Origin of the sequence: Allobosea rubneri (genome assembly GCF_032464875.1) — a bacterium.
GTDB classification, from domain to species: domain Bacteria; phylum Pseudomonadota; class Alphaproteobacteria; order Rhizobiales; family Beijerinckiaceae; genus Allobosea; species Allobosea rubneri.
Genome location: NZ_JAWDID010000007.1, coordinates 23,001 through 46,879 on the forward strand (window position 1 = coordinate 23,001; position 23,879 = coordinate 46,879).

Consider the following 23,879-nt stretch of genomic DNA (forward strand, 5'->3'; position numbering starts at 1 on the left):
CCTTCCCAGGAAAATGTCGTTGGAACGGCGCCGCGTCTCCCATCGGGGCGAAAGGCACCCGTTCGACTGACGCAGCAACGCTGAAAGGCCAGTTCATGACCGCATCCGAAGCCCTGAACCTGCCTGCCGGCAATCCCTTCGGGCAGCTCTGGGAGACGCCGTTCGGCCTGCCGCCATTCGCCGCGATCCGCCCCGAGCATATCCACGAGGCCTATCCGGCGGCGCTGGACAAACACCGGGCCGAGATCGAGGCGATCAAGGCCGACAAGGCGGCGCCCGATTTCGCCAATACGATCGAGGCGCTGGAGCGTTCGGCCCGTGGCATGAGCCGCCTCGGCGGCGTCTTCTATAACCTCGCAGGGGCCGACACGAACGACGCCTTGCAGGCGATCGAGCGCGAGATCTCGCCGGTTATGTCGCGCCATTGGTCGGCGATCATGATGGATGAAGGCCTATTCGCGCGGGTCGACGCGGTCTTCCGTCAGCGTGAGAGCCTGCGCCTCGACGCCGAGCAGATGCGCCTGCTGGAGCGCACGCATCGCGGCTTCGTCCGCGCCGGCGCGGAGCTCGGGGCGGAGGACAAGGCGCGGCTCGCGGCGATCAACGAGCGGCTCGCCGGCCTCGGCACCAGCTTCGGCCAGAACCTGCTCAAGGACGAGGCGAGCTACGCGCTGGTGCTGGAGAACGAGGCCGATCTCGCCGGCCTGCCGCCCTTCGTCGTCGCCGCCATGGCGCGCGCGGCAGCCGATCGCGGCCAGGATGGCAAGCATGCGGTGACGTTGTCGCGCTCGATCATCGAGCCCTTCCTGACCTTCTCGACGCGGCGCGACCTGCGCGAGGAGAGCTTCCTGGCCTGGAGCAAGCGCGGCGAGAATGGCGGCGAGACCGACAACCGCGCCATCGTCGCCGAGATGGTCAAGCTGCGGGCCGAGAAGGCGAAACTGCTCGGCTTCCCGACCTTCGCGCATTTCAAACTCGACGATTCCATGGCGAAGACGCCGGCCAATGTCCGCGAACTTCTGGAACTGGTCTGGAAGCCGGCCAAGGCGCGCGCGGCGCAGGAAGCCGCCGATCTTGCCGCTTTGGCCCAGGCCGAGGGCGAGAACGGACCGATCCGTCCGTCCGACTGGCGCCATTATTCCGAGAAGGTCCGTCAGAAGACCTATGCGCTCGATGAAGCCGTGCTGAAGCCCTATCTCCAGCTCGACCGCGTTATCGCCGCCGCCTTCGACACGGCGGGCAAGCTGTTCGGGCTCGCCTTCGCTGAGAAGCCGGAACTCGCCGGCTATCACCCCGATGTCCGCATCTGGGAGGTGACGGAGGCTGCATCCGGCCGGCACATCGGCCTCTTCCTCGGCGACTATTTCGCCCGGCCCTCGAAGCGGTCCGGTGCCTGGATGAGCGCCTATCGCGGCCAGCGCAATCTCGATGGCGAGGTCCGGCCGGTCATCGTCAATGTCTGCAATTTCGCCAAGCCTGCCGAGGGCAAGCCGGCACTGCTGTCGATCGACGATGCGCGCACGCTGTTCCACGAATTCGGACACGCCCTTCACGGCCTGCTCTCGGACGTGAAGTACGGTTCGCTCGCCGGCACCTCGGTCTCGCGCGACTTCGTCGAGCTGCCCTCGCAGCTCTACGAGCACTGGTTCCTGACCAAGGAGGTGATGCAGCGCTTCTGCCTGCATGCCGAAACCGGTGAGCCGATTCCGGAGGCACTGATCGAGAAGATCAAGAAGGCGCAGACCTTCAACCAGGGCTTCGCCACGGTCGAATACACCTCATCGGCGCTGGTCGATCTCGCCTTCCATTCGCTGGAAGCAACGGCAGAGGTCGATCCGCTCGCCTTCGAGGCGGCCGAGCTCGCCCGGATCGGCATGCCCGCCGAGATCACCATGCGCCACCGCACCCCGCATTTCAGCCACGTCTTCTCGGGCGACGGCTATTCTGCGGGCTATTACAGCTATCTCTGGTCGGAGGTGATGGACGCCGACGCCTTCAACGCCTTCATCGAAGCGGGCGACGTCTTTGCGCCGGAGCTGGCGCAGAAGCTGCGGCGCTACATCTATTCGGCCGGCGATACGCGCGACCCGGCCGAGGCCTATACGCTGTTCAGGGGGCGCCTGCCGACGCCGGACGCGCTGCTCGAGAAGCGAGGGCTGGCGGCGTAGCGGGGCTCGGGTCGTAATGGTCGGGCTTGTCCCGACCATCCACGTCCTTCTTGATGCAATGCGACGGTCAAACGCGGATGCTCGCCACAAGGGCGAGCATGACGGTGGTGTCTTTCACGGATAGCCGAACTTCGACTTCGTCGCGCGCAGCTGGGACAGGGCGCCGGTCTCGTTGCCGCCGGAGCAGGTGGCGCGGGCCTTCTCGATCTCGGCGCTGACGCGGACATGGACGTTGCGGGTGGTGTGGCCGGTCTGGACGTCGTTGTCGACCACCGCCTGGAAGCGCTCGATCTCGCCGCCGCAACCGCTGCCGGTCGGCATGCGGAACGTGTTCGGGGTCACGCCGGTCGGCGCCTGCTCGGGCGAGGGGGCGGGCGGCGGCCCGGCGGTCTGGCAGGCGGCGAGCGCGAGGCAAAGGGCGGTTGCGAGAAGTCCAGCGCGCATGGTCGGCTCCGAAGCGGTATCGCGGAGAGCATGACCGATTCCGGCCCGGCAGCCAATCGCACGGCGCCCGCTGGACACAGTCTCGTCACCAGTTTGCCGGATGCTGCCGCCATGACCATCGAAGCTCAGCTCGAACTCGCCGTCTTCGCCGACTATTTCCAGTTCTACGTCGAGGACGAGGCGGCGAATGAGGATTTCGGCCCGCTCTGGACGGACGAGGCCGTCGAGCGCCTGATCGCCGTGGGCGATTGCAGCGTCGGCATCGGTACAGTCCGCAACATGGCGGTGCCCGTCGCCGTTTCGCTCCATGGCGAGGAGCCGGAGGACGATTTCCACGAATGGGATCTCGTCAATGAATGCTCCTTCACGGTCCGCTCGGGCCGGATCGCCATTCTCGGCTGCACGGACGCCCTGCCGGATGCGGCGCGGCTTTCGCTTCCGCCCGGCCCCTACAGGCTGCGGGTTTCCTATGTCGGCCTCGACAGCCCCTGCGAGGACGGTCTGGAGGGAGACGACTTCTACCGCCTGCAGCTCTGGCCCGCGCCGCTGGCCGGGCTGCGGACCTTGAAGGAAAAGGCTTCCGCGACCCGCTGATTGCGTCTGCACTCCTGCCTTGCGCAGGCGCAGCCAAATCGGTTACACAGCCTCATTCGAAGAGGAACGCCTGTGGCCGCATCTGCCACCCATGCCCTGACGCTGAACCGCGCGATCGCGCGGGCCGCCGGCATGCGCACTCCTCTCGCTCTTGGTCAGCTTCTTCTCCTTACCAGCCCCTGAGGGCCGACCGGGCATGCATGCCTGGGCGCTCAGGGGAGTGACGAGAACCGAAACCCAGACCCTCCGCGCCAGCGAAATCGAATAGCGGCGCGTTCCGAGCCAAGGAACAGCAGCATGACCGTCTCCAGCAAATCCGCCTCGTCCAAGGACCGGGTCCTGATCTTCGACACCACCCTGCGCGACGGCGAGCAATGCCCGGGCGCGACCATGACCTTCGAGGAGAAGCTCGAGATCGCCGATTTCCTCGACGCCATGGGCGTCGACATCATCGAGGCGGGCTTCCCGATCGCCTCGGACGGCGATTTCGAGGCGGTTTCCGAGATCGCGAGGCGGATCAAGCGCGCGACCGTGGCCGGGCTCGCCCGCGCCATCAGCGCCGACATCGCGCGTGCCGGCGAGGCGGTTCGCCATGCTGTGAAGCCGCGCATTCATACCTTCGTCTCGACCTCGCCGATCCATCTGCAGCACCAGATGCGCAAGACCGAGGACGAGGTGCTGGAGATCATCACCAAGACCGTCGCCCAAGCGCGCAACCTGGTCGAGGACGTCGAGTGGTCGGCGATGGACGCGACCCGCACACCGATCGACTATCTCTGCCGGACGGTCGAGACCGCGATCAAGGCCGGCGCGACCACGATCAACCTGCCCGACACGGTCGGCTATGCGACGCCGGACGAGTACCGCGCCATGTTCCGCCAGATCCGCGAGCGCGTACCGAACGCCGACAAGGCGATCTTCTCGGTGCATTGCCATAACGATCTCGGCCTGGCGGTGGCCAACTCGCTGGCCGGCATCGAGGGCGGGGCGCGGCAGGTGGAATGCACCATCAACGGCATCGGCGAGCGCGCCGGCAATGCTGCGCTGGAAGAGGTGGTGATGGCGCTGCGCGTGCGCGGCGACGTGCTGCCCTATGACAGTGGCATCGACGCCAGCATGCTGACCCGCGCCTCCAAGGCGGTCTCGACCGCCTGTTCCTTCCCGGTGCAGTACAACAAGGCGATCGTCGGCCGGAATGCCTTCGCCCATGAGAGCGGCATCCACCAGGACGGCATGCTGAAGCACCAGCAGACCTACGAGATCATGACGCCGGAATCGGTCGGCGTGACCAAGACCTCACTGGTGATGGGCAAGCATTCGGGTCGCGCCGCCTTCCGCTCCAAGCTGAAGGAGATGGGCTACGATCTCGGCGACAACCAGATGGAAGACGCCTTCACCCGGTTCAAGGCGCTGGCCGACCGCAAGAAGCACGTCTACGACGAGGATATCGAGGCGCTGGTCGACGAGAACATCGCTACCGCCCATGACCGGGTGAAGCTGGTCTCGCTGACGGTGATCGCCGGCACGCGCGGTCCGCAGCGGGCGATGATGAAGCTCGATGTGGAGGGGCGCATCGTGGCCGAGGAGGCGGAGGGCAACGGCCCGATCGACGCCGTCTTCAACGCGATCAAGGCGATCGTCCCGCATGAGGCGCGGCTGGAGCTCTATGACGTCCACGCCGTCACCGAAGGCACCGATGCACAGGCCGAGGTCTCGGTGCGCCTGTCGCAGAACGGCGCCTCCGTGACCGGTCGTGGCGCCGATCCGGACACGCTGGTCTCGTCCGCCAAGGCCTATCTGGTGGCGCTCAACAAGCTGATCGCGCGCGGCGCGCGGATGCACGCGCAGGCTGCGGCCGAGTAGGTCGGTCCGGCATATTGCTGCTTTCCAGGCCGGTGTGCCGCGCTGTGACCAGCGCGGCACACCGGCCTGTTTTTTGACGGCGGCGTGGAACAAAAACTGGATTCGCGAAACAGATGCCGCTCTCATGATGCGGGGGGCCATCGCGAGACCTAGTTTCATGAAGTCGCGTCGCCTTGTCGTTCTGGGCGCGCTGGTCGCTTTCCAGGCCACGCCCGCCTTGGCTCATACGTCACTGCCGCCGGTCTCGCCGGCCGAGCAGACGGAGGAGCTGGCGCAAATCTGCATGGGCGAGATCGAGACGCCGCGCGGCGAGCGCAAGGCGGCCTGTGACGAAGCCCTGCGTGTCGAGCTGAACCGCGGCGACCGTGCGGATCTGCTCGCCAGCCGTGGTTGGCTCGCGCAAGGCGCGGGCGCTTCCCATGCCGCGCTGCGCGATTTCGACACCGCCCTCAGGATAAACCAAGGCCATCTCGCGGCTCTGCGCGGGCGTGCCGCGGTGCTCTCCGAACTCGGCCGTCATCGCGAGGCGGAAGCGGTGCTCGCCGCCGGGCTTGCTGCCGGCAACGCGCCCGCGAGCCTGCTGGTCGACCGGGCCAGTCTGCGCGAGCGGCGCGGCGATCTCGCGGGGGCACGGGCGGACCTCGATCAAGGCCTGCGGCTGGATCCGTCGAGCGCCTGGGCGCGCGTGGCGCGGGCCAGGCTGCTGCAAGGCCTCGGCGAGCATGATCTCGCTTTGGCCGACTTCGACGTGGCGATCGAGCTGGAGCCCGCCATCGCCTCGCACCATTATCGGCGCGGCATGTCGCTGTCGGCGCTGAAGCGTCCCGCCGAGGCGGTCGGCGCTTTCGAGCGCGCCCTGCGTCTCGAGCCGGCAGTGCCGCAAAGCTGGGTGGAGCGCGGGCGGGCCTTCGAGGCTCTCGGGGAGCTGGAACCGGCGCTGGCGAACTATGAGCGTGCGCTGCGGCTCGATCCGCGCAACGAAGCCGCCCTGTCGCGGCGCGCTCTGGTGCTGCAACGGAGCAGCCGACCGCTCCAGGCGATCAAGGCCTATGACGTCCTGATCGCGACCCATCCGGATACCATCTTCGCCTTCAACAACCGCGCCTTGCTGCTGATCGAGCAGGGCCGGCAGGCGGAGGGCTTGCGGGACCTCGACCAGCTGCTGGCGCTGGCGCCGCACGATGGCAACGGCCTGCGCAACCGTGCTCATCTCCTGCTCTCCCTTGGCCGGAACGACGAGGCGCTGCGTGATCTCGACCGCGCCGGGCCTGGCCGGGACGCGCCGGCCTGGCACGGCATGCGCGGCGATGCCCTGCTCGCGCTCGGCCGGGCGGCGCCGGCCCGGAAGGCTTACGAGCTGGCGCTCCAGGAGCGCCCGGACGATCTGGCGACGCGCTTTGGCCTGGCGATGGCCGAGGAGATGCTCGGCGAGAAGCTGGCTGCGCTGGCGGCCTATGGCGACGTGCTCGACCGCGAACCCGCTCATGCCGGAGCTATCGAGCGGCGCGAGGCCCTGCTGCCGGTGCTCGGCCGCTCCATCGAGGCCTGGCCGATGCGGCTTACCGCCTTCGTCCATACGGCGAGGACTCAGCTGGGGCACGAGCGAGCGGCCTTCTGGCAGGCGTATCACGCGGCCCGCCCGCAGCCGGCTGCGCCGGCGCGCGACGAACTGGCCGAGCTCGACGCTGCGCTTGCGGTCGACGGCCTCGACGTGACGCGGCTGGTGCGGCGCGCGCATTTCGGCATCGGCTTGCCGCAGCGCAAGGTTCAGGCGCGGCAGGATATCGCGACGGCGCTGGCGATCGAGCCGGATCACCCGGCGGCTCTGGTGCTGCGGGCGCGGCTGCATTTCCGAGATGGCATCTTCTCGGAGGCGCTGGCCGATAGCGAGGCTGCGCTGCGGCGCGCGCCGCGCTTCGTCGAGGCGCTGTTCCAGCGTGCCCGCGCGCTGGAGGCGCGCGGACAGGCTAGCGCGGCGCTTGGCGCCTATGACGAGGTGCTCGCGGTTGCGCCGAGCAACCACGCCGCCCTGCTCAATCGCGGCCAGCTCCTGCAACGCTCCCGGCAGTACCAGCGCGCGCTCTCGGATTTCGATGCGGCGCTCGCGATCGATCGCGACGATGCCGATGGCTGGCTGTCGCGCGCGGCCGTCCGCCTTGCCTTGGGCGAGCCGGAGGCGGCGATCCCCGATTACCGGGCGGCCTTGACGCTGGCCCCGCACCGCATCGACGCGGCGCTCGGCTTGACCCAGGCGCTGGTCAGCGCGCAGCAGCCGAGCCTCGCAATCGACGAGCTCGGCCGGCTGATCAAGCGCTACCCCGAGCAGGCCGGCTTCTGGAACATGCGCTGCCTGATCCGCGCGGTCAGCGGGCAGGTGTCAGGGGCGCTGCCGGATTGCGAGGAGGCCCTGCGGCTCGCGCCGGATCAGAGCGGGGTGCTGCATACACGCGCGCTGGTCCAGCTCAAGCGCGGCGATCTCGATGGCGCGATCGCCGATTACGACCGGGCGCTCTCGCTCGATGCCCGGCTCGGGCAGGCCTGGTACGGCCGGGCGATCGCTCATCAGCGCCGCGGTGATGCGGCCGAGGCGGCGTCCGATTTCGCCCGGGCGCGCGATCTCGACGGCAGTGCCGGCGAGCGCTACCGCGCCTATGGCGTGACGCCCTGAGCGGTTGTTGCGGGCCTCAGACTGGCCAGCCCCGATCCGGCTTGATCGTCGCCAGCACGAAGGAGGAGCGCATGTCGGCGATGCCCGGCAGCGTCAGCAGGCGCTGCATGGCGAATTCGCCATAGGCCTCGATGTCGTCAGCGACGATGTGGACGAGCAGGTCGCATTCGCCGGTCATCGCCTGGCAGGAGATCACCTCGTCGAAGGCCTTGAGCTTCTCGATCAGGCGGGTGCGCCAGTCCGGATCGGACTGGGCGAGCTTGACGAAGGCATAGGCCTCGACGCCATGGCCGAGCTGCCGTCGGTCGATCAGCGCGCGATAGCCGGAAATGACGCCATCCTCCTCCAGTGCCTTGAGACGGCGAAGGCAGGGCGAAGGCGCCATGCCGATCTCCTCGGCAAGCGCGGCATTGGTCAGGCGGCCATTGCGTTGCAGAGCGCGCAGGATGCGCCGGTCGGTTTCGTCGAGGCGAGACGGTGCCTTGCTCGTTCCTGTCATGATCGGACCCGTTGCTGCGCTTCCCGGTCATATTGTTCTGCCGGCGTCGCCAGGGCGCAAGAGAAAGTCAGGACATGACCCGGTGCCGGGCGCAGCATGGTTCGAGCATTGGGAGGTGCGCCATGACAACCGACCCGCTCAGCCGTTCAGGCTTGAAGCCGGACGAGGTTCCGGCCGATTTCGTCGTCGACCAGAGATACCAGCACTACACCGCAGCCGACCATGACACCTGGTCGAGGCTGCATCGGCGCCAGTTCGAGCTGCTGCGCGGGCGCGTCTGCGACGAGTTCTTCGCCGGGCTCTCGGCGCTCGGCATCGCGGCCGACGGCATCCCCGACTTCCGGCAGATCAATCGCGTGCTGAAGGCGGCGACCGGCTGGGAGGTGGTGGCCGTGCCGGGGCTGGTGCCGGACCGGGTGTTCTTCACCCATCTCGCGCAGCGCCGTTTCCCGGCCGGTTTCTGGATCAGACGGCCGGAGGAGTTCGACTATATCGAGGAGCCCGATGTCTTCCATGACGTCTTCGGCCATGTGCCGCTGCTGATGAACCGGTCCTACGCCGATTTCGTCGCGGCCTATGGCGCGGCCGGGCTTCGCTATGCCGATCCGGAGGATCTTGCACGGCTGGCCCGGCTCTACTGGTACAGCGTCGAGTTCGGTCTGATCGAGACGGGGGCGGGCCTGCGCATCTTCGGTGCCGGCATCGCCTCCTCGCCCGGCGAGACGGTGTTTTCGCTGGAGAGCGCCGAGCCGAACCGTATCCGTCTAGACCCGGTCCGGGTGATGCGGACGCGCTACAAGATCGACGATTTCCAGCAGACCTATTTCGTGCTGCCGGGCTTCGAGGCGATGCCGGATCTCGCCGCCGGACCGCTGGAGGCGGCGATGGCGCAGGCGCGGGCGTTGCCGGAACTCGCCGCCGATGCCCGGATCGCCGAGGACAGGCCCGTTGCGGTCGGGGCTGCCGCTCACAGGCCCGCCGCCTGAGCGATTTGGCCGTTCCTTAACCATTATGCAAGCAGCGTGGGCCTCGGAAACGAGCCCGCGCAATGGCAGACGAGACGCAAAGAGATTCCCTGTTCGCCCCTGCTGCGCCGAGTTCGCGCCTGGCGATCTTCGGTATCGACGAAGCGACGCTGAAGCTGGCAAGGGAACTCGCCCCGACGCTCGCTGTGACGATCGATGCGGCGATGGTGCTGCACTTCGAGCGGCTTTCCGGACATCCGACCATGGGGGCGGCTTCGCGGACCTACGGGCCGAGCCTGTGCACTAAGATGGCGCAGCATGCCCGCTCCCTGTTCGAGGCGACGTTCGACGATGCCTATGCGGGATCGCTGCGGCGAGCCGTGCAGTCCGAGACGGCCTCGCCCTTCGGCGCGCGCACCCATGCCGTGCTGGCGATGACCGCGATGCGCTCGCTTTTTCCCGAGGTCGCCAGGCGGCATCGCTTCTCCTCCCGGCAGACGGCGCGCGACTGCATCAAGCTCGCGGAGTTCCTGATCGTCGACCTCGTCAATGCGCTCGGTGACATCCATGCGATGCGGGCCGAACAGACGACCCGCTATGTCACCGACATTGCGGCCCTCGCCGACGATTTCCGCCAGCAGGTCGAACAGGTCTCGAGCGAGACGGAGGAGGCTGCGGCCACGCTGAGCCGGGTTGCCGCCAGTTCGGCGGCAGCTTCGCGCCGTGCGGGCGAGACCACTGACGCCAGCCGGCAAAGCTGGTTCCAGGTGCGCGAGCGCGCCGCGCAGACGGTCGCCTCGATCGGGCAATTGCGCCAGTCGATCGGCGAGATCGACAGGCGGACGCAGGAGAGTGCCGAGATCGCGGCCGGCACGGTCATGGCGGCGGGAGAAGCGCGCGGGACGATCGAGAGCCTGGCCGCTCTCGTATCAGAAGTCGGCTCGGTCGTTGGTCTGATCTCGGAGATTGCGGCGCAGACCAATCTGCTCGCGCTCAACGCCACCATCGAGGCGGCGCGCGCCGGCGAGGCCGGCCGCGGCTTCGCCGTGGTGGCCAGCGAGGTGAAATCGCTCTCCGCCCAGACCAGCGGAGCGACGGAGGCGATCGGCAGCCGGATCGAGGCGATCCGGCAGGCGACAGCGCGCTGTGTCGATGCCATGGCGCGGATCGACCAGTCGGTCTCCGGCATGTCGGCGAACATGTCCGCGGTCGCCGGCGCGGTGACGGAGCAATTTGCGGTCAGCGATGGCATCGCCCGGGATGCGCAGGCCACCACGGATGAGATCGAGGCGGCCTTGGCGCTGGCGGCCGAGGCGCTCAGTGCCATGGAGCGCGTCGGCGCTTCCGTCGGCGAGATGAACACGCGCTCGGCCGCCGTCGGCACCGTTGCGGGAGGCCTCGCCGAGAACCTCAACCGCTTCGTGAAATCGGTTTCCGACCGGCTCACCGCCTGATCTACCGTTTTGCGGTGGACGGCGCGCCGCGCTCGCTTGGCGCAGGCCCGATTCTTGCCACTATTGCCTCCCGGTGCGCGCAGGCGCGATGGCTGGGAGCGGGCGAGATGGCTGGCTATTTTCCGAACTGGACTTTGAAGACCTCCGGCGACGTGATGCCGGACGAGCGGCTGCCGGCCGGGCAGACCGTGATCGCCGGCCTGCAGCACGTCGTCGCCATGTTCGGCTCGACCGTGCTGGCGCCGATCCTGATGGGGTTTGATCCGAACGTCGCGATCTTCTTCTCCGGCGTCGCGACCCTGCTGTTCTTCGTGATCACCGGCGGGCGGCTTCCGAGCTATCTCGGCTCGTCCTTCGCCTTCATCGGGGTCGTCATCGCCGCCACTGGCTATTCCGGCTCCGGCCCGAACCTCAACCTTCCCGTGGCGCTCGGCGGCATCATCGCCTGCGGCGCGGTCTATGCGCTGATCGGCCTGATCGTGCAGGGCGTCGGCACGCGCTGGATCGAGAAGCTGCTGCCGCCGGTCGTCACCGGCGCGGTGGTGGCCGCGATCGGTCTCAACCTGACCGCCGTCGCGATGAACATGATCTCGGCGAGTCCCTACACCAAATGGATCGCGCTGTTCACGGTCATCGCGGTGGCGCTGGTGGCGGTCTATGGCCGTGGGCTCGCGCAGCGCCTGCCGGTGCTGATCGGCGGCCTTGCGGCCTATGTCCTCTACGCCGCGACGGCGTCGAGCTTCGGCGCCCCGCCGGTCGATTTCGGCAAGGTTGCCGCAGCTGCCTGGTTCGGCCTGCCGAACTTCGTCGCCCCGGTCTTCGAGGCGAAGGCGATCGCGCTGATCGTCCCGGTCGCGATCATTCTGGTCGCGGAGAATCTCGGGCACATCAAGGGTATCTCGGTGATGACCGGGCGCAATCTCGACAACCTGATCGGCCGCGGCTTCTTCGCCGACGGCGTCGGCACCATGATCGCGGGCTCGGGCGGCGGCACCGGCGTCACCACCTATGCCGAGAACATGGGCGTGATGGCGGTGACGCGGGTCTATTCGACGCTGGTCTTCGTCGCCGCCGGCGTGATCGCCCTGCTGCTCGGCTTCTCGCCGAAATTCGGCGCGGTGATCGGTACGATCCCGGTCGCGGTGCTCGGCGGCCTTGCCGTCGTCGTGTTCGGCCTGATCGCCGCCACAGCCGGCCGGATCTGGGTCGAAAACAAGGTCAACTTCGCCGAGCCGAAGAATCTGCTGACCGTCGCGACCGCGCTGATTCTCGGTGCCGGCGATCTCAAGCTGCCGATCTTCGGCTATGAGCTCGGCGGCATCGGCACCGCGACCTTCGCCGCGATCGCACTTTATCATCTGCTCGATCGCCGGCAGGCGGCCTGAAAACCGGCCTAAAACAGGGCTCCGGCGCGTTTCGCGCCGGAGTTTTCCCCAGGCACTCAGAGACGCCTCAACAAGTTTGCATATTTCTGTCGCAGATGGGTGGACAGGGCAGGGGGTGTTTGCTACATCGCCGCCTGTCGGGACGCGGTCCACGCCTCGCCGACAACGTCTCCGTGGCGTATGGGTGATTAGCTCAGTTGGTAGAGCAGCTGACTCTTAATCAGCGGGTCGTAGGTTCGAGCCCTACATCACCCACCACGAATTCAAAGACTTAGAGCCTGGACGGCGACCGTTCTGACAAGCGGTCACCGGCTCTATTCTGACAAACCCCCTGCTTTCGTTCTCGCCTCCAGTCGTTTCCGCGCTCCAGCCTGTCGCTGTTTCGCGGTCGTCGGCACATACCGCAACAAGGCAGCAGTGGTCTTATGCCCGCTCAGGCCCCGAAGCTGCGCGTCCGTCAAATCGGCCTCTGCGCCTTCAACGTTTCCGCCGTGGCGCAGGCCCATGAACTTGGCATCCTCGGGGATACCGGCTGTCTTGCGAATCGCAGCGACCCGATGCCGGAAGTAGTCCTGTCCCCAAGGTAGGCGGACCTTCTTATGCCTGTCGGGCTGGTCGCGGGTGACGATCAGCGTTCCATGACGCGGTGCCGCGTCCAGTCGAGACATCAGCTCCGGCCAGAGCTCGGTGCCGTCCTCGTCGTAGAGCGGGATATCGACAACCTCACCGGTCTTGTGGTGCTTCACCCGAACGATCGACGGGTTATCAGCCGGGCGATAGTGCGACCACGAAAGGCGCGTCAGAATGTCTTCCTGACGCTGCAGCCAGTAGTAGGCGATCATGCAGGCTGTGCCGATCGAGGCCTCGCCGCCGGCGTCTGCGGCCTCAACGAATTTGCCGAGCAAGTCAGCCGAGACCGGCCGCGTCGCCTTGGCCTTGTGCGAAAGGCCCATCTTGGCGAACGGGTTGGCGTCGGGGACGATCGCCGGCTTGTCCCGACGGACGATGAACCATGCGCGCCGGGCAACCGTCATGCAGAGCACCGCAGTCCGCTGGCGCTCGCGCTCGACCATCACCGGCCCGCCATCCTCGCCGATAAGCGGCTTGCCGTCCTCCCCCTTGGCAGGCTCGGAAACCACGCGAAGCTTGGCGAAGAGCCGATCGGCGACGCCCGGCGTTATGCCTGAGATCGACAGCTCGCCGAAGCGGCGGCCGTCCTTGATCCTGTGGTTCGCGATCAATGCTGCGGCGCTGTCATAGCTCTTCTTCGTCTTCGCTGGGCGACCATTATAGGCGGGGTGCGATTTGAAAGAGGCGATCAGCCAATCGAACGTGCCCTGAGCCGGCCCGGCGGGACGCGCGACCGCACCATCGCGACCAAGGCGCCAAGCGTCGAACTGAGGGTTGAGAATGTCGTCGCACCGCTTCTTGGCGGCGGCGTAGTCCTTGCCAAGGGCTTCAGCCCGGACGGGGCAGCCTGCCTTGCGCGCCCATGACGGCGGATTCCAATAGTGTGCCACGCCGCCGCTGCGAAGTGGCTTCGCCTCCAGATAGTCGGGCCAGCCTAGCGGCTTGCGACGACGCGGTGGCATCAGATCAGATCCTCGAGAGATTCGACGAGCTGCGGGCCAGCGGATACGAGCCCGTGAAGGTGAGCGATCGCGTGTTCCAGCTTGCCGCGGTGCCACTTCGGAAGACAACCCGGCTGGCGGCGAGGCGAGGGGTACAGGCCCCGATCGACCTTCGCCAGGAAGGCATCGACCGAGGGCTCATCCGCAAAGGCGGCAGCGGTCTCGGCACGCATCTCAAGCGGCCAAGCACCGTGAGGGCAGGAGACCGGCCGCGCCATGCTCAGCCCGCCCGCGCCGCCTCGGCCTGGATAGACTGGAGGCCGCGCTGGAGCAGGTCATTCAAGGCGGCGGTGCGGCTCGGCACGCCGGCCGGGATCGCCCACTCGTCAACCTTCTTAATCGTCTCCGTCGGGATCTCCGCAACGACGCGAACAACGTCCCGAACTCCGCCTCGTTTCCTGGTGTACGCCGATCGCATCGCCCAACTCCGCTATGAAGTGTCTACCGGTTTACACTTGATAGCTAACATCAGATGCGCGATGCGTCTACCAGGAAGAAGCGAGAACGCATTGAGGCCGGCACATGGCGTACGACAAGAAGTTGCACCAGCGGCGCGTCTACCTGCTGCCGAACGAACTTGTTGAGCGCGTGGTGGCGTACCAGGAAATGACCGGGCTGAGCTCAGAAGCAGAGGCGGCGCGACGCCTCATAGACGAAGCCCTGAAGAGCAAAGATACTTACAAGACGATCCTGGAGCGCTTTCGCGCGAGACTGAAGGATATTCCGGTACTTTCAGAGGCCGCCAAGGATGTCATCGTTGGGCATCCGCTGGTCACAAAGATTGAATTTATGCCGGACTATATAGCCTTCACGCTCAAGGATGGATTCAATGGATCCATTCGAGCCAATGGATATTGGGCAGCGTTTGACGAATATAATACCCAGGTAGAGCAATACCCGCCCGCGCCGGAAGAACCGAAATCGGGCGGGACGTTCGGTCGTCAATCCAAGAAGTCCGGCCTGGACGACGATATCCCGTTTTAACGGGCGGTAAGGGCTACGTCAGCCGTACCTATCGCCGCCCTGCGGGCGCCTCGTAAGACGGCACGCCCTTGCTTAGGGCCGCTTCTTTCCTTTGGCCTTAGCGACCATGGCGGGCTCATCGGTGAGTTCGCCACGCCGCCCGGCCTTTTCGCCAGCGCTGCCACCCATCTCGCTCATCATCGTATCGGCGGCGTCAGCGGCCTTCGACCGCGCATCGCCAGCGTTGGCGATCTGCTCCGATTCCGAATAGGCAGGTCGAGCCTTTCGTAGCCGTACCCCGGCGCCCTCACCATTCTCTGGCACGAAGAGCACGCCCGCGAACTTCAAGGCATCAACCACGGCGTTAAGCGTGTCGGTCCGGCCGCCGACCGGTTTGAGACCGGCCCCTTCCATATTGCGAATTGTGCCGATTGCGACGCCCGCCTTATCGGCGAGGTCTTTTTGCTCCATCCCGATAAGGGCGCGAGCGGCTCGGATTTGATTGCCTGAGATAGCCATTTGTAGCTCGTAATCAAATTCATGGTTGACAGCAATATGCGTCCGCTCAATATGGTTACCAGCATCAAATCGCTGATGCCCAGCATCAAACGAGGTCACCATGAAGACGCATCAAGCGGCGGCCGCTACCGGCTTGCCTGCAACCGCCACGGCCCTCATCGGGAAGCTGGGCTCTCCCATTCTTAACCTGCAGAACACGGCACGGGCGCTGGACATCGTCGCCAGGGCGACAATCCACGAGCGCGGCGGGTTCATGGTCGACAAGATCAAGAAGCGCTGCCCCGAGTTCGCCGGCTACACCGTGATCGTGATGACGGAGGACGAAGCCGAGGCGGCGAGCTTCCTTACCACCGAGCTCATCGAGCGAGCTCATGACGTGGCCAAGCTCTTCGAGACGGCCGCCGACGGCGAGGCGCAGACATGAGCGCCCTGCAGGATGTCGCAAACCGGATTCTCGACGTCGAATGCCACGTCAGCACGACGCATGAACTGGTCGATGCCGCCGCGATGGCCGCCAAGGCCATCCCCGACTTGAAGCAGCGCAGAGCCATCTCCGCGCTGCTCTGGACGGTCAACAATCGGCTGGACGAACTGGCCCTGGATCTCGAACAGCTCCGAGAGGCGCATGCGACGGACGCGGGCCATGCTTGACCCCGTTCGTCACTGCCAGTTCGAGTTTGCGGCCGTGATGGGCGCGGCTGAGATCGGCGACGATGACCCGCAGGCGCAGGCGGCCTATGACGCAGCCTTCGCGGTGCTGTGCGGGACGAAGCCGCTGAGCCTCGATGAAGCCGCCGAGCGCCTGCGCTTCCTCTCCTATGTCGGCCGGGAGTTCATCGGCGACGCCGGCGCGCAGGAGGGCATCCACGCTGCTATGCTGCAGGTCGCGGCGTGGCTTACGCTGTCCGCCACGGCTTGGAGGATGGCGGCATGATCGAGCACGCGCTGGTCCTAGGCGACTTCGAGATGCGGCGGCAGCGCTGCAGCGACCAATTATTGCGGGCGAAGCTCTGGTGCTGGCGCGCCTAAGCGCGCGGGATGCTCCGCCGGTACTCCGCGAAAAGCTTCGCACAGGTGAGGTCTTCTATCTCGATCGAAAGGTGCTCATTTTCCCGCTTCAACCACTTCTGAATGTCGTCGCGGGTCGCGCGAATGTCTGGCTTGGACATTCCGTATGCCGACGCAAAAACGCGCTTCGCCCTGCCGGGCTTCGTCGGCGCGATCAATTCGAGGTTTTGCGGGTGAAAGGCGAAGCCGAGGAACACAATGGTTTCAGCCGACTGAACTGCCTGCTGCATCCGTTCGACTAGGGCCATGTCGTCCTGTCTCTCAGTGAAGGTTTTGATCTGAGAGGCCAATCGAACGAGCTCAGAGCCTCCCGCCTGATCAGATCCGAACGGGGTTGGCGTCCGGAAGTTTTGCCACGGCAAGTGGCCCACCTGCCCGTAAGGGTGGTGTATTTTCAGCCGTGCCATAGCTCTGGCTGTTTCGGTATTGTCGATGCTATAGTAACTTTGCAGCGCCCGTTCGAAGAAATGCTCGATGCATCGATCGTAGTTGAAACTGATAATTTCGATACTGTCGAAAAATTTATCTACGCCATCACGCGAAATCCCTTCATTCATTATCTTAAATAATTCGGCATACCATTTATTAGAAACTCGTAAAACGTCACATTTATTTTGAGCTCCGATCGATAATTGGCTACTTTTCTCCGATTTTAGAATAGACATTACAATTCCCATCTTTCCGAGAACCTGAAGATGATAGTCGGATTGGTGGGCATCAAGGTAGTTGTCGATTGAAATTGAAAGCTTTAAGCCTTCGGTCATTTTTAGATACGCGCGAGAATAATGTTGAATTTCGTGCGATAGTGCACTGCTGCGAGCCTGTTCTTGGCAGTGTAGCGCGCGTTGTAAGTCCTCTCCAATCCTCGGCGGCGCGAAATCTCTTGGCTCGATCCGAACGGACGAAAGGATCGCTGGCATCAACTCTACGCCGATCGGAAGATTGGCTTCCTTGCTTGCGCCAGCGCCGAGCACCAAAAGCGTCTTAGACTTGAGCATTCCCGCCCCTCACACCAAAGCGGCAAATCGTGCCGCGCCGATGACGTGCGGAGCAAGTGGCCCGCCTAACAATGCACAGCAGGTTGCCGACAGAGCTCGCCTCCGCTCGCCATGTCTGCGCCTTCATCGAGCGCGAGCGGCTGCGCTGGACGATCAGCGCGCTGCGGGTGAAGCTGGCGCTGGTCAGGGCACAGCATTGGTGGATGGGGAAGCAGCGTGAAGAAACCTGAAGCCGAGAAGGCGATTCGATACCTCTGCACCGAGTGGGTCCGCGAGATGAGTATCGATATCGCTTACCCGACGATGCCCAGCTTCAGTAGCTTCGAGACATGGCTGCAGAACAAGGGGCGCGGTGATTATCTGACTTTCCGATCCGTTCGAGGCCCGCGCGCCGATGCCGAGGACTGGTTCGACGAGGAGCTGAAGCAGTCCTGGCGAAACTGACCAACAACCACAGCTCAGGGCACTGAGGAAACGCGCCTGCCTAAACGATGTGCATCATTCACATGTCGCGATTGACTTGCGGCGGCCGGACGTTGCGGAATGCGCCTCTGGGTTGAGGGGACGCTATGACCAGAGTGCTAAAGCTCGGGGTGCTGAACATTGTCGCATCACCGCATCCGGAAGGCATATACCGGGAGTTGCTTGCCGTCGCGGCAAGTGGTGAGGCCCAAGCTAGAGGTTCAGACTACGCAAGGATCACGAGGCCCCGAGACGAGGGCGACGGAATCTTGTCCGGGCGCATACTCATTTATGCCAACATCGATAAAGATTCTCCGTGGCTTGATATCGAAACCGGCGAGGAACTTACAGAAGAAGATTTAGACGAGATCTCGATACCGGATAAAGCTAGGCCAAATTTTAAGTCTTTTATTTATGTTTTTGATGAAAAAAATCACCTTTTATATTTCGAAACCGTAAACGAATTCGGGAAAGGTCTTGGGATATCGACGGCCTATCGAGCGATTGCTCGCCTTCTCGGTGAAGATCGGACATCTCAGTTGGAAACTGCGGTCGAAGTGACCGTTGTTCCCGAGGAAGATGCAGTTGATCGCATTCTGAATATGCCGGGTCTGAAGCGGCTTTTCATTCGGATCAACGCACCGAACCCCGAGGACTTTGAGGACAAGAAGCTTGAGGTGCTGAGAGATCTTGAGGCAAACCACGCCAAACGTGTCGATCTCAATTACGTTAAGGCGGCGGGCGCGGAGAGCCTCACGCCCACGGAGGAAGTCCGACAGTTGGCACAAATCGGCGCCGAGAATGGCTATGTGAAGGGCGAGTCAAACGGAGATGGGCAGCCCGATGAGCTCTCGACCAAAGCGCTGCCTAAGACGATTGCACTGCCTATGGAAAAAGATGCCGGCGTTCTGGCGAGAATGCTGGGGTACGTCCGAAATCAAGGGCGACGCCGCCAGGCTCAGCGCCCTTAGACATTACTGGCACGCCTATGGCGGGCTGCGAGTCATCGTTTGCTCGCCATACACGTGGGCATCTGTGTTTGGCGCGGCTGCTCTCTTTCGCCTCTGGGGGCGGAAGAGCAGCGCTGCAGCTATTCCGCAGATCGCATTTGACGTTGTGCCCAGTCTCCTGGGGTTATCCATCGGTGCAATGGCAATTTTGTCAGCGTTCTCCGAAAGCAAATTCCTTTCTGCGCTAACCCAAGGAGGAAAGAACAAATCTGCATACATTGACTTAAGCTCGAAGCTTGTACATTTTATATTTGCGCAGATACTTTGCATATTATGCGCGCTGGTAGCGAAGGCGACAGGAAGTGTTACAATATACTTTGTAACGACCTTTCTGATGATCTATGCAATTCTTTCTGCTGTTGCTACAGCGTTGGCGCTTTTCGGCACGGCTCAGCTCTTTAACCACACGCATAAGCCAAAGGCCGAGTCGGCACGCGGGGACAACGATCCCTAGAGGCTACCGCTAGCCCCTTCACACCCACAGTCGACCGAGACGCTGATCCTGTAGGTGCTGCCCTCTTCGTCGCCGGCATCGCCGAGCGCCCGCTGTTGGGCTTCTAGCAATGTGGTTGAAGGCAATTCGAGAGTTTGCGATCAATGCGTCAGGGAAAGAAAGGCGCCCCGGAGGGTGAGGAATATGATGAAGCAGCCGACTGAGCCGCGCAAATCTCCGGACCTGATCCGGCTTCAAGTGCATGTTCCCTCAGAATCGCTCAGCCTGATTGAGGCCTTCAGAAAGAGGGCCGGGTCTTCCTCGCGCGCGCGGGCGGTCAAAACCCTGATCATGAAGGGGCTGACGCAGGAGGCCGGTTCCTGATCTGGAAAAGCAATTTCTGCAGAAAGCGTGAATGACGCGATTCCAATAGGTTTATGCTGCAAATACCATGAAATATTGGCTGATATAGGTAGTCCAGAATTCTGGAGCGCAGCGCATTTCGTCTTTCTTTTGGCGAGTTCGATTGACATGTCGCCTGAGCTCGCGTAGACAACATCTATCGATATTTGCTTGGACGGCCGTTTTCTGGTTTCCGCGCTTCGGCGCGCTTCTGACGAACTCCCCCCTTTCGAAAATCGTTCTGGATCCGTTGGCATTCGCCGGCGGGCGACAGAGTTTGCCGACAAGGAGGGTTCTTCATGACCACCGGCATCGTTAAATGGTTCAATTCCACCAAGGGTTTCGGCTTCATTCAGCCTGACGACGGCAGCCAGGATGTGTTCGTACACATCTCCGCAGTCGAGCGCGCTGGCATGCGTGACCTGCAGGAAGGCCAGAAGCTCGGCTTCGAGGTCGCCCGCGACAGCAGGTCCGGCAAGATGGCTGCCGAGCAGCTTCAGGCTGCCTGATTAAACCCTGTCCTCGTCGGCGACCACGGATGTACTGGCGTTGACGATCAAAGGTTATGAAGAGGCCGGGCGCACGCTCGGCCTTTTTGCGTTTTGTCGCTGGTCCTGATGCGCAAAAGCAATAGAAGACGCGCGCAAGCCGTGTAACTGTCTCGGATCAAACCCGCGATTGAGGTTCGCCTTGCCCTTTAACCGCTGGACACCGGATAGTCTGCGCCGAGCCATACAAGCCGCCGGCGTCGCGCTTTGGTCGTGGAATGTCGAGGCAGACAAGTTCCTTATGGACGAGCAGGGCTTCGCCATGTGGGCCGTCGAGCATACCGACGATCTGCTGTTCGAGGACCTTTCTGCTCGCATCCATCCCGCCGATCGCGACCGGGTGCGCGCCGCCTTCAACGCGACGCGGGGGGTGGAAGGCGCCTACGAAATCGACTTTCGCATCATGATCGGCGACGAAATCCGCTGGATCTCGGCCCGCGGCCTCGGCAAGGATGCCGGCATGCACGAAGGCTTCATGTACGGGATCTTCCTGGACGTGACCGGACGCAAACAGGCCGAGGAAGGCCACGAGCTTCTCGCCGGCGAGATGAGCCATCGGGTCAAGAACCTCCTGGCGATCGCCGCCGGGTTGACGCAGATCTCCTCACGCTCGTCGACGACCGCCGCCGAGATGGCAAAGGACCTGACGAGCAGGCTGACGTCGCTCGGCAGAGCCCACGATCTGGTGCGCCCGCTTCCCGGCCATCAGGGGAAGGCGGCCTTGCTCGGCGACCTGGTGTCGATTCTGCTATCGCCTTACGAGGACATGGGCGCCTTTAGCGGCCGTATTCGCGTCGCGGTCCCTCGCATGGGCGTTGGCGAGGGCGCGGCGACCACGATCGCCTTGGTCATCCACGAGCTTGCCACGAACTCGCTGAAGTACGGGGCTCTATCATCCAACGAGGGGACGCTCGACATTTCCGGATCGGTGGAGGGCGAAGACGTCAAGCTCGTCTGGCTGGAGCGGGGCGGCCCCGCCGTCGAGCCCTCAACGGCTAATGGGTATGGCAGTCGCCTCGTCGAGCGCAGCGTGAAGGGGCAGTTGGGCGGCTCGATAGAATACGCATGGGAGCCGGCTGGCCTGATCGTGACGTTGATGCTGAAGGCTTCGAAGCTCTCCCGCTAGGCTGCAGCGGCTTGGACGGCTTGCACGACGTCTTGCTCACTAAAGGGTTTCCTTAGAAACGCGGCCTTGTCGGGGATCTCATCGGGATGGGGTCTGATCCGGCCGCTCGCGACGATGATGGCCACTGGCGGCCAACGGTCCCGCACGGCGAAGGCGAGCCTTAATCCGTTCATGGAGCCGGGCATTTCGATATCAGTGAACACGACGCTGATGTCGGAACGGGCCTCCAGGATCAGGATCGCGTCATCAGCGTTCGTCGCCTCGATGGCTTCGAAACCCGCTTCCTCGATTATTGATAAGACGTCCATCCGGACGATCGGGTCATCTTCGACTACCAACACGACCGCCATGCGCTGCGCCCCAACTCAAGATGTGTATCCCCGTGCATCAAATGCTTGGCGCCGTAAATGGTTCGGTCTCGAGGTGAAGAAATGGCGAGGTCTGCAAAGCCATTGACGTCCTCGATCGCATGGCCGCCTCGGATTTCAGCAGAGCCCCCGCCTAGGACCGGAGCATCGCTTGTTCTCTGATCAGATCAACAGCAGCCCCTCGGCACGCTCTTCTGACTCGTAAATGCTACCGCCGCTACCAGTTGCCGCGCGAGCCACCGCCATCGCCGCCGCCACCGCGCCGTCGATCCGGTCTCGGCTTTTGCCCTTGTGGAACGACATGTTCCCGGCCTTGTCGCGCTCAACGACGATGTTCTCGAAGTTCCAGCGGAGGACGGGATTGCCGCCGTGGCGGAAGCTCCGGCCTATGATCGCGCGCTCGAGCTCCTTGATGGCGGGTGCCATCGTCAGCCAGCCCTGGCGCATCGTGACGACCGGAAAGCCGTCCTCGCTGAGCGGGCCCATGACGGCCTGTGCATAGGCGGGATCGAAGGCGATCTCACGCACGTCAAAGCGGTCGCAGAGCCCTCGGATATGCTGCTCTACCGCTCTGTAATCGGTGACATTGCCCGGCGTCGGGATAATGAAGCCTTCTTCCGCCCAACGGGGGTAAGGCACCTTGTCGCGATCGGCGCGCGCCCGGAGGTTGTCGCCAGGCACGAAGAACCAGGCCGCAACGTCAAAGCCCGTCTCGTCATCGCCCCAGCAGGCGACAACCGCCGTAAGGTCTGTGTTGAGCCCCATGTCGACGGCGATCCAGCAGGGTTCACCCTCCAGCGCCGCCAGGTCGACCGGCTCGGCGCCTTCGTCATAGACGGCCATGTCGACAAACGGCGCGACGGAGTGATCAAGCCAGACGTTGAGATGATACTGGCGGAAGTCCTCGCGATCGCCCGGCCGCTCCCGCGCTTCGCGGGCGAGCTGGCGCAGGCCATCGAGATCCGGGAAGCCTTCGGCAAGGCCGGGGTTCACGGCGTGCCAGAGCGCTTCATCCTGCCAGTCGCAATCTCCCGGCGCCTGGAACAGGACCGGCAGAAAGCCCGGATCGATCTCCGGCCGGGCAGCCACCTTCAGCGCGTACTCATAAATGCCGTGCGCGAGGTTCTCCTTCCCGCGCCCGGCGGTGGTGATGATGATCAGCAAGGAGCCCGCCTGCTTGGCGAGGCCGGTGCGCATCGCTGTCCAGAGCTTGCGGTTTGGCCATGCGTGCAGCTCGTCAGCGAGCACCAGGGCCGGCGTGCGACCATGCTGCAGATCGCCTTGTGCCGGGATCGTGCGGAACAGAGTGCCGCTCTTCCGGTGCTCGATCGTGTCCTCGGATTCTTTGACCTTGGCGACCTTCTCCAGCCAGGGCGTTGCCCGCACGATCATGCGCGCCTCGTCAGCGGCAAGCGCGGCCTGATCCTCGGCAGCGGCGGCCGCGATGATCTGCCCGCCCTGGACGCGCTCATGCCCGAAGGTGTGGAGCAGTCCTAGCCCGGCTCCGATCGTCGTCTTGCGGGCGCCGCGCGGCACCATGGCAAAGACGGTCTTCACCTGGCGCCGGCCGGCCGCATTCGACGGGCCATAGATCCGGCGAACGACCCGCTCCCAGAACGGCGGCAGATCGAAGGCCCCGCTATCCGACTTCGGATGACGCAGCGCGCGCAGGAACTCCACCGCCCGTTCCCCGCGGCCGTGCGGGTCCGGGATCGGCGAGCCATCAAAGATCCAGTCCGGCCGGAGCGCCATCATTGGCTTCCCCTCCTTCTGCTGGACCGGCGAGGCCGCGCCGCGATCGCGCCGCCGGCGTCAGCCCGAGCTCGGCGGCAAGCCGCGCCACGATCTCGTTGGCCTTGTTCATGACGCCGTGCGCCGGGTGCGGCTTCGGCTCGCCCTGTTTCGTCCTCACGAAGGCGCCATCCTGCTGGATCGCCTTCACGCATTCCGCGACCTGCCAGCGCGCGATCAGATAGGCAGCGACCGTGCCGAGCGTCGCCGGTGTCAGCAGCTTCCTCGAGGCCAGGTCCGAGACGATGCGATCCCATTCCGAGCGCATCACCTTCGGCACGTCAGCCGGCAGCGCAGCGCGGCCCGACAAGCCGCCCTCGATCGCCTTCAATTCGGTCGGTCGACGCCCCCTCATCGGTCGGATTTCCCGCGGACCGAATTCGACACACCCTTGCGCGATGGACCCCAAGCGGTCTCCGTCCCCTTAGGCAAAGTCCCGACCCGCCCCCCGGCTTCGACCATTGCACTCGCCGCGTGCGATGGCCTGATCGGTCTCCCGAAGCCGCCTTCGGTCGCTATG

At 64.4% G+C, this 23,879-nt stretch carries 26 protein-coding genes and 1 tRNA gene; 18 read left to right on the top strand and 9 right to left on the bottom strand.

Features of this window, described 5'->3' with window-relative positions:
- The first annotated feature begins 95 nt into the window (after positions 1-95).
- Positions 96-2,168 (top strand): M3 family metallopeptidase, encoded by a 2,073-nt coding sequence (locus tag RKE40_RS06625; protein ID WP_316017449.1) that lies wholly within the window; start codon positions 96-98, stop codon positions 2,166-2,168.
- Positions 2,169-2,282: 114 nt separating this feature from the next.
- Here RKE40_RS06625 and RKE40_RS06630 read toward each other — a convergent pair whose 3' ends face one another.
- Positions 2,283-2,612: a hypothetical protein gene (locus RKE40_RS06630; RefSeq protein WP_316017450.1), complete on the bottom strand. Its 330-nt coding sequence runs from the start codon at positions 2,610-2,612 to the stop codon at positions 2,283-2,285.
- 111 nt (positions 2,613-2,723) lie between these two features.
- On the opposite strand from RKE40_RS06630, the gene RKE40_RS06635 reads away from it, so the two are divergent.
- The 3 genes from RKE40_RS06635 to RKE40_RS06645 all read left to right on the top strand — a co-directional run bounded on the left by RKE40_RS06635 (position 2,724) and on the right by RKE40_RS06645 (position 7,737).
- Entirely contained in the window at positions 2,724-3,206 is a 483-nt protein-coding gene (locus tag RKE40_RS06635) for a hypothetical protein (RefSeq protein ID WP_316017451.1), read from the top strand.
- 297 nt (positions 3,207-3,503) lie between these two features.
- Positions 3,504-5,069, top strand: a complete 1,566-nt coding sequence (locus RKE40_RS06640; RefSeq protein WP_316017452.1) for a 2-isopropylmalate synthase — start codon at positions 3,504-3,506, stop codon at positions 5,067-5,069.
- Positions 5,070-5,226: 157 nt separating this feature from the next.
- Positions 5,227-7,737: a tetratricopeptide repeat protein gene (locus RKE40_RS06645; RefSeq protein ID WP_316017453.1), complete on the top strand. Its 2,511-nt coding sequence runs from the start codon at positions 5,227-5,229 to the stop codon at positions 7,735-7,737.
- 16 nt (positions 7,738-7,753) lie between these two features.
- Here RKE40_RS06645 and RKE40_RS06650 read toward each other — a convergent pair whose 3' ends face one another.
- On the bottom strand, positions 7,754-8,236 hold the full coding sequence (locus RKE40_RS06650) for an Lrp/AsnC family transcriptional regulator (protein WP_316017454.1): 483 nt from the start codon (positions 8,234-8,236) through the stop codon (positions 7,754-7,756).
- A 122-nt stretch (positions 8,237-8,358) separates the two neighbouring features.
- On the opposite strand from RKE40_RS06650, the gene phhA reads away from it, so the two are divergent.
- The 4 genes from phhA (at position 8,359) to RKE40_RS06670 (ending at position 12,298) form a co-directional block, all read left to right on the top strand.
- Positions 8,359-9,222 carry a phenylalanine 4-monooxygenase gene (gene phhA, locus RKE40_RS06655; protein ID WP_316017455.1) on the top strand — a complete coding sequence of 288 codons (864 nt, stop codon included), beginning with the start codon at positions 8,359-8,361 and terminating at the stop codon, positions 9,220-9,222.
- Positions 9,223-9,284: 62 nt separating this feature from the next.
- Positions 9,285-10,655 carry a methyl-accepting chemotaxis protein gene (locus RKE40_RS06660; RefSeq protein WP_316017456.1) on the top strand — a complete coding sequence of 457 codons (1,371 nt, stop codon included), beginning with the start codon at positions 9,285-9,287 and terminating at the stop codon, positions 10,653-10,655.
- 107 nt (positions 10,656-10,762) lie between these two features.
- Positions 10,763-12,040: a solute carrier family 23 protein gene (locus RKE40_RS06665; protein WP_316017457.1), complete on the top strand. Its 1,278-nt coding sequence runs from the start codon at positions 10,763-10,765 to the stop codon at positions 12,038-12,040.
- A 182-nt stretch (positions 12,041-12,222) separates the two neighbouring features.
- Positions 12,223-12,298 (top strand) — tRNA-Lys (locus RKE40_RS06670).
- Between the two features lie 56 nt (positions 12,299-12,354).
- Here RKE40_RS06670 and RKE40_RS06675 read toward each other — a convergent pair.
- Positions 12,355-13,632: a site-specific integrase gene (locus RKE40_RS06675; RefSeq protein WP_316017458.1), complete on the bottom strand. Its 1,278-nt coding sequence runs from the start codon at positions 13,630-13,632 to the stop codon at positions 12,355-12,357.
- Positions 13,632-13,844: a hypothetical protein gene (locus tag RKE40_RS06680; protein ID WP_316017459.1), complete on the bottom strand. Its 213-nt coding sequence runs from the start codon at positions 13,842-13,844 to the stop codon at positions 13,632-13,634. Before RKE40_RS06680 ends, RKE40_RS06675 begins: the two co-directional genes overlap by 1 nt.
- A 349-nt stretch (positions 13,845-14,193) precedes the next feature.
- Here RKE40_RS06680 and RKE40_RS06685 point away from each other — a divergent pair, with 349 nt between their 5' ends.
- Positions 14,194-14,655, top strand: coding sequence for a hypothetical protein (locus tag RKE40_RS06685; RefSeq protein ID WP_316017460.1), 462 nt, complete (start codon positions 14,194-14,196; stop codon positions 14,653-14,655).
- Positions 14,656-14,727: 72 nt separating this feature from the next.
- Here RKE40_RS06685 and RKE40_RS06690 read toward each other — a convergent pair whose 3' ends face one another.
- A complete protein-coding gene (locus tag RKE40_RS06690; protein ID WP_316017461.1) occupies positions 14,728-15,255 on the bottom strand; it encodes a helix-turn-helix domain-containing protein in 528 nt (175 codons plus the stop codon).
- Here RKE40_RS06690 and RKE40_RS06695 point away from each other — a divergent pair.
- The 3 genes from RKE40_RS06695 to RKE40_RS06705 are packed head-to-tail and all read left to right on the top strand — an operon-like array spanning position 15,254 to position 16,087.
- Positions 15,254-15,577, top strand: coding sequence for a hypothetical protein (locus tag RKE40_RS06695; RefSeq protein ID WP_316017462.1), 324 nt, complete (start codon positions 15,254-15,256; stop codon positions 15,575-15,577). The two genes, RKE40_RS06690 and RKE40_RS06695, sit on opposite strands and share 2 nt — an antisense overlap.
- Positions 15,574-15,804, top strand: coding sequence for a hypothetical protein (locus RKE40_RS06700; protein WP_316017463.1), 231 nt, complete (start codon positions 15,574-15,576; stop codon positions 15,802-15,804). Before RKE40_RS06695 ends, RKE40_RS06700 begins: the two co-directional genes overlap by 4 nt.
- Complete coding sequence (locus tag RKE40_RS06705; protein WP_316017464.1) at positions 15,797-16,087, top strand: hypothetical protein; 291 nt, start codon at positions 15,797-15,799, stop codon at positions 16,085-16,087. Before RKE40_RS06700 ends, RKE40_RS06705 begins: the two co-directional genes overlap by 8 nt.
- A gap of 91 nt (positions 16,088-16,178) precedes the next feature.
- Here RKE40_RS06705 and RKE40_RS06710 read toward each other — a convergent pair whose 3' ends face one another.
- Positions 16,179-17,219 (bottom strand): hypothetical protein, encoded by a 1,041-nt coding sequence (locus tag RKE40_RS06710; RefSeq protein WP_316017465.1) that lies wholly within the window; start codon positions 17,217-17,219, stop codon positions 16,179-16,181.
- Positions 17,220-17,275: 56 nt separating this feature from the next.
- Between RKE40_RS06710 and RKE40_RS06715 the strand changes: the two genes are divergently transcribed.
- The 6 genes from RKE40_RS06715 (at position 17,276) to RKE40_RS06740 (ending at position 21,200) form a co-directional block, all read left to right on the top strand.
- Positions 17,276-17,449, top strand: coding sequence for a hypothetical protein (locus tag RKE40_RS06715; protein ID WP_316017466.1), 174 nt, complete (start codon positions 17,276-17,278; stop codon positions 17,447-17,449).
- Positions 17,436-17,663: a hypothetical protein gene (locus tag RKE40_RS06720; protein ID WP_316017467.1), complete on the top strand. Its 228-nt coding sequence runs from the start codon at positions 17,436-17,438 to the stop codon at positions 17,661-17,663. The genes RKE40_RS06715 and RKE40_RS06720 overlap by 14 nt, the downstream gene beginning before the upstream one ends.
- Before the next feature lie 125 nt (positions 17,664-17,788).
- A complete protein-coding gene (locus RKE40_RS06725) occupies positions 17,789-18,652 on the top strand; it encodes a DUF4747 family protein (protein ID WP_316017468.1) in 864 nt (287 codons plus the stop codon).
- A gap of 676 nt (positions 18,653-19,328) precedes the next feature.
- Complete coding sequence (locus RKE40_RS06730) at positions 19,329-19,508, top strand: hypothetical protein (RefSeq protein WP_316017469.1); 180 nt, start codon at positions 19,329-19,331, stop codon at positions 19,506-19,508.
- A gap of 317 nt (positions 19,509-19,825) precedes the next feature.
- Positions 19,826-20,035, top strand: coding sequence for a cold-shock protein (locus tag RKE40_RS06735; protein WP_056804777.1), 210 nt, complete (start codon positions 19,826-19,828; stop codon positions 20,033-20,035).
- Positions 20,036-20,315: 280 nt separating this feature from the next.
- On the top strand, positions 20,316-21,200 hold the full coding sequence (locus RKE40_RS06740; protein ID WP_316017470.1) for a sensor histidine kinase: 885 nt from the start codon (positions 20,316-20,318) through the stop codon (positions 21,198-21,200).
- On the opposite strand, the gene RKE40_RS06745 is transcribed toward RKE40_RS06740, so the two are convergent.
- The 3 genes from RKE40_RS06745 to RKE40_RS06755 all read right to left on the bottom strand — a co-directional run bounded on the left by RKE40_RS06745 (position 21,197) and on the right by RKE40_RS06755 (position 23,714).
- A complete protein-coding gene (locus tag RKE40_RS06745) occupies positions 21,197-21,550 on the bottom strand; it encodes a response regulator (protein ID WP_316017471.1) in 354 nt (117 codons plus the stop codon). The genes RKE40_RS06740 and RKE40_RS06745 overlap by 4 nt on opposite strands.
- A 180-nt stretch (positions 21,551-21,730) precedes the next feature.
- Complete coding sequence (locus tag RKE40_RS06750) at positions 21,731-23,323, bottom strand: terminase large subunit (RefSeq protein ID WP_316017472.1); 1,593 nt, start codon at positions 23,321-23,323, stop codon at positions 21,731-21,733.
- Entirely contained in the window at positions 23,292-23,714 is a 423-nt protein-coding gene (locus RKE40_RS06755; RefSeq protein ID WP_316017473.1) for a phage terminase small subunit P27 family, read from the bottom strand. Before RKE40_RS06755 ends, RKE40_RS06750 begins: the two co-directional genes overlap by 32 nt.
- Positions 23,715-23,879 lie beyond the last annotated feature (165 nt).